General features: G+C 63.6%; 5 protein-coding genes. 3 read left to right on the top strand and 2 right to left on the bottom strand.

What is annotated here, in order from left to right; genetic code table 11:
- Window positions 1-193: glycine cleavage T C-terminal barrel domain-containing protein (locus BIS11_RS12760; protein ID WP_301286456.1), on the top strand; the 193-nt coding region annotated here is incomplete at its 5' end.
- Between the two features lie 96 nt (window positions 194-289).
- Here BIS11_RS12760 and BIS11_RS12755 read toward each other — a convergent pair.
- Window positions 290-1,159 carry a LysM peptidoglycan-binding domain-containing protein gene (locus tag BIS11_RS12755; protein WP_253420779.1) on the bottom strand — a complete coding sequence of 290 codons (870 nt, stop codon included), beginning with the start codon at window positions 1,157-1,159 and terminating at the stop codon, window positions 290-292.
- A gap of 32 nt (window positions 1,160-1,191) precedes the next feature.
- Window positions 1,192-2,073, bottom strand: a complete 882-nt coding sequence (locus tag BIS11_RS12750) for an acetyltransferase (protein ID WP_253420776.1) — start codon at window positions 2,071-2,073, stop codon at window positions 1,192-1,194.
- 283 nt (window positions 2,074-2,356) lie between these two features.
- Here BIS11_RS12750 and BIS11_RS12745 point away from each other — a divergent pair, with 283 nt between their 5' ends.
- Together BIS11_RS12745 and BIS11_RS12740 are read left to right on the top strand one after the other, a co-directional pair.
- A complete protein-coding gene (locus BIS11_RS12745; RefSeq protein ID WP_253420773.1) occupies window positions 2,357-3,055 on the top strand; it encodes a CoA transferase subunit A in 699 nt (232 codons plus the stop codon).
- A 30-nt stretch (window positions 3,056-3,085) separates the two neighbouring features.
- The gene (locus BIS11_RS12740) at window positions 3,086-3,745 is read left to right on the top strand and encodes a CoA transferase subunit B (RefSeq protein ID WP_227390563.1); all 660 of its coding nucleotides are present in this window, start codon (window positions 3,086-3,088) and stop codon (window positions 3,743-3,745) included.
- Window positions 3,746-3,788 lie beyond the last annotated feature (43 nt).

The following is a 3,788-nucleotide window of genomic DNA, read 5'->3' as shown; positions in this document are numbered from 1 at the left end:
GGGCGAGGAGATCGGCGTGGTGACCTCCGGCGGGTTCGGGCCGAGCCTGGGCAAGCCGATCGCGATGGGCTACGTCAGCCGCGAGTTCGAGACGCCGGAGAGCGTGGTCTACGCCGAAGTGCGCGGCAAGCGCCTGCCCATGACGGTGACCAAGACCCCCTTCGTGACGCCAGGCTACTATCGCGGACACTAGTATCGCGGCCACTGGTCAGCCAGTGACGTACTCCCCCTGTACAAAGGCCCCGGCGATGACCGGGGCCTTTGCGTTGGTGCGTTCACCGCCTGGCGGCTAGCGCAGCACCTGGCGCGGGTCGATCGGCTTGCCGGCCTGGCGCAGGTCGAACAGCAGATCGTGGCGGTTGGTGGCGCTGCTCTGGCCGACCTCGCACAGCGGCTCGCCGGCTTTGACGTTCTGGCCCACGCTGACCAGGATGCGCTCGCAGAAGGCATACACGCTTTGCAGGTTGTCGGCATGGTGGACGATGACCACCTGGCCGAGCTGGCGCATGCCGTCGGCGAAGCGCACCTCGCCCGGAGCGACGGACTGCGCTCGGGCACCTGCCTGGGTCGCCAGCAGCATCGGCTGCAGCGTGCCGCGGCTGTCGGTGCCGAAGCGGCGAACGATGCGATAGTCCTCGAGCGGCCAGGGCCAGTTGCGCGCCGAGGCGGGTACGCTGGCGCTCGGCGTGGGGGCCGGAGCGGGCTTGGCGGGAGCAGAAGCGGAAGCGCTGGAGCGGGTGCCGGAAGAGGATGAGGCGCTGCCGCTCAACGGAACGCTGATCACCTGCCCCACGCGCAGCGCGGTAGGCGAGGTGCTTGGATTGGCGCTCTGGATACGTCCGGACGTGGTGCCGAAATGGCGCGCGATGCCGGAGAAGGTGTCGCCGGCGCGAATCTGGTAGCGGTAGGGTCCGCCGGAGGGTGCGCGCTCTTGCTGGGTGGGAATCAGCAGGCGCTGGCCCACCGCCAGGCGCTGGGCGTTGATACCCGGGTTGAAGCGCTCGAGACGCTCGACGGGAACGTTCGCGCTGGCGGCGAGCTTGCCCAGGGTGTCGCCGCGCTTGACCTCGACCCACTGCCCGTTGACGGTGCCGACGCTTGCGCTCGCCGGGGCGCGCTGGGTCGAGGAGGGCGAGGAGCCGGCGCAGCCGGCAAGCACCGTCGCCAGTAGACAAAGGCAAAGCCAGGCGGCTAGTCGTGATCGGCCAGGTTTTCCAGCAGAGCGTCTTTTTCCTGCCAGAGTGAATTGATCCATGCGTGGAAGCGTTCCTTGTGCTGCGGTTGTTGATGGTAGTCGGCGGTATGCATCCACTCGGGGATCTCGATCAAACGGACGATGAGCGTGACCGGTGCCTCCTGCCCGCACAGAAAGGCCCAGAAGCTCGGCGACGGACGGCTGTAGCAGAGGGTGGCGTCCAGGATGCCGTCCAGCTGGTCGCCGAGCAGGCCCAGTACCTGGGCGACACCACCGGCCTTGGGCCTCAAGAGGTGCTTGAACGGGCTTTGCTGCGCGTCGCGCTTGGCTACGCTGAACCGGGTGCCCTCGACGAAGTTGTAGATCGAGATGGGCGCGTGACGCGCCTGGCGGCACATGCGCTCGGTCGAATCCCTATCAATAGTAGCGAGCTTAGGATTTTTGGCAATCTGTTCGCGGCTGAAACGGCGCATGAAGGGAAATTCGAGTGCCCAGAACGCGAGTCCCACGATGGGAATCCAGATCAGCCGATGCTTGAGAAAGAAGCGCGGCATGGGCGTGCGCCGATGCAGTGCCATGAACAGCAGGAAAATGTCGGTCCAGCTGCGGTGATTGGAAATCACCAGCCACCACTGCTGTGGGGTGATGCCGTCGGGCACGTCGAGGGTGACCTTGGGCTTGAGCAGGCGCTTCATCCACCATAGATTCAAACCGATCCAGTTCAGCGCCACCGCGCAGAGCCCGTCGAGCAGGCGCTGCTTGGCCCGTCGCCCGGGCACGACGACCTTCGACAGTGTCAACAGTATCAGCGGCACGCCCCAGAAAAGGGTGCTCAGCGTGAGCAGCAAGATGCTCATGACGCCTTTCAGGACCGGCATACCTTCTCTCCTCGTGATGGGTGAAATCTTCGGCGGGCACTGGCCGTTTCGAGCCGAATGCTAAAGGATCGAGACGCTCGTTCCCAGTAAATCCCGCTTGACGGTCAGGCCAGCGCTTTAATAAGTTGAGAAAAAAATTGATAACGCCGTTCAAGTTACCAACTATAAAGTTACCAACTATAAAGTTATCAACTATATCAACTGACACGAAAGGCAAGCTTGCCGCTCACCCTTTGGCTGCGCTCGTTGCAGCGCGGTCAGTGATAACAAAGCGAGGCGACACATGGCAGGATTCGACAAGCGAGTCTCTTCCTACGAGGAAGCGATGGAAGGCATCGAGGATGGCATGACCGTTCTCGCCGGCGGGTTCGGGCTTTGCGGCATTCCCGAGAACCTGATCGGCGAAATCAAGCGCCGCGGTGTCAAGGACCTCACGGTGGTCTCCAACAACTGCGGGGTGGACGGCTTCGGCCTGGGGCTGTTGCTCGAGAAGCGCCAGATCAGCCGCATCTACGCGTCCTATGTCGGCGAGAACGCCCTGTTCGAGCAGCAGATGCTCGACGAGGAGATCGAGGTGGTGCTTACCCCGCAGGGGACGCTGGCCGAGAAGATGCGCGCCGGCGGCGCGGGCATTCCCGCCTTCTATACGGCCACCGGCTACGGCACGCCGATCGGCGAGGGCAAGGAGGTGCGCGAGTTCAACGGACGCCACTATATCCTGGAGGAAGCGATCACCGGCGACTTCGCCATCGTCAAGGGATGGAAGGCGGATCGCTACGGCAACGTCATGTATCGCCATACCGCGCAGAACTTCAACCCCCTGGCGGCCACCGCCGGGCGCATCACCGTGGTCGAAGTGGAGGAGATCGTCGAGCCCGGCGAGATGGACCCGAGCCAGATCCACACGCCGGGCATCTACGTCGATCGCATCATCCAGGGCGATTTCGAGAAGCGTATCGAGAAGCGCACGGTGCGAAGCTGAGCCCACTCCACTGACCAAGAGGTAGTTACCATGGCGTTAACTCGTGAACAGATGGCGCAGCGCGTCGCCCGCGAACTCGAAGACGGCTTCTACGTGAACCTGGGCATCGGTATCCCCACCCTGGTGGCCAACTACATTCCCGACGGCATCGACGTGATGCTGCAGTCCGAGAACGGGCTGCTCGGCATGGGGCGCTTTCCCACCGAGGAGGAGCTCGACCCGGACATGATCAACGCCGGCAAGCAGACGGTCACTGCCCGGCCGGGCGCGGCGATCTTCTCCTCGGCGGAGTCCTTCGCCATGATCCGCGGCGGCCACGTGGATCTCACCGTGCTCGGCGCTTTCGAAGTGGACCAGCACGGCAACATCGCTTCCTGGATGATTCCCGGCAAGCTGATCAAGGGCATGGGCGGGGCAATGGATCTCGTCGCCGGTGCCGAGAACATCATCTGCACCATGACACACGCTTCCAAGCATGGCGAATCCAAACTGCTCGAGAAGTGCGAACTGCCGCTGACCGGCGCGGGCTGCATCAACCGAGTGCTCACTGACCTGGCTTATCTCGAGATCAAGGATGGCGCGTTCATCCTCAAGGAGCGCGCGCCCGGTGTCAGCGTCGAGGAGATCAAGGAGAAGACCGCCGGCAAGCTGATCGTGCCGGATCATGTCCCGGAAATGCGCTTCGACTGAATCGTTAGCCATGAAGCTGCGAGATGGCGTGACGCGTCACGCC

The sequence above is a fragment of the Halomonas sp. 707D4 genome (assembly GCF_024158685.1).
Lineage (GTDB): Bacteria > Pseudomonadota > Gammaproteobacteria > Pseudomonadales > Halomonadaceae > Vreelandella.
This window is presented reverse-complemented; position numbering and strand designations above follow the sequence as displayed.

Bases quoted from the DNA above. Each gene is read 5' to 3' on its own strand.
- BIS11_RS12740 (WP_227390563.1), top strand. From the start codon at position 3,086: ATGGCGTTAACTCGTGAACAGATGGCGCAGCGCGTCGCCCGCGAACTC.
- BIS11_RS12750 (WP_253420776.1), bottom strand. From the start codon at position 2,073: ATGCCGGTCCTGAAAGGCGTCATGAGCATCTTGCTGCTCACGCTGAGC.
- BIS11_RS12745 (WP_253420773.1), top strand. From the start codon at position 2,357: ATGGCAGGATTCGACAAGCGAGTCTCTTCCTACGAGGAAGCGATGGAA.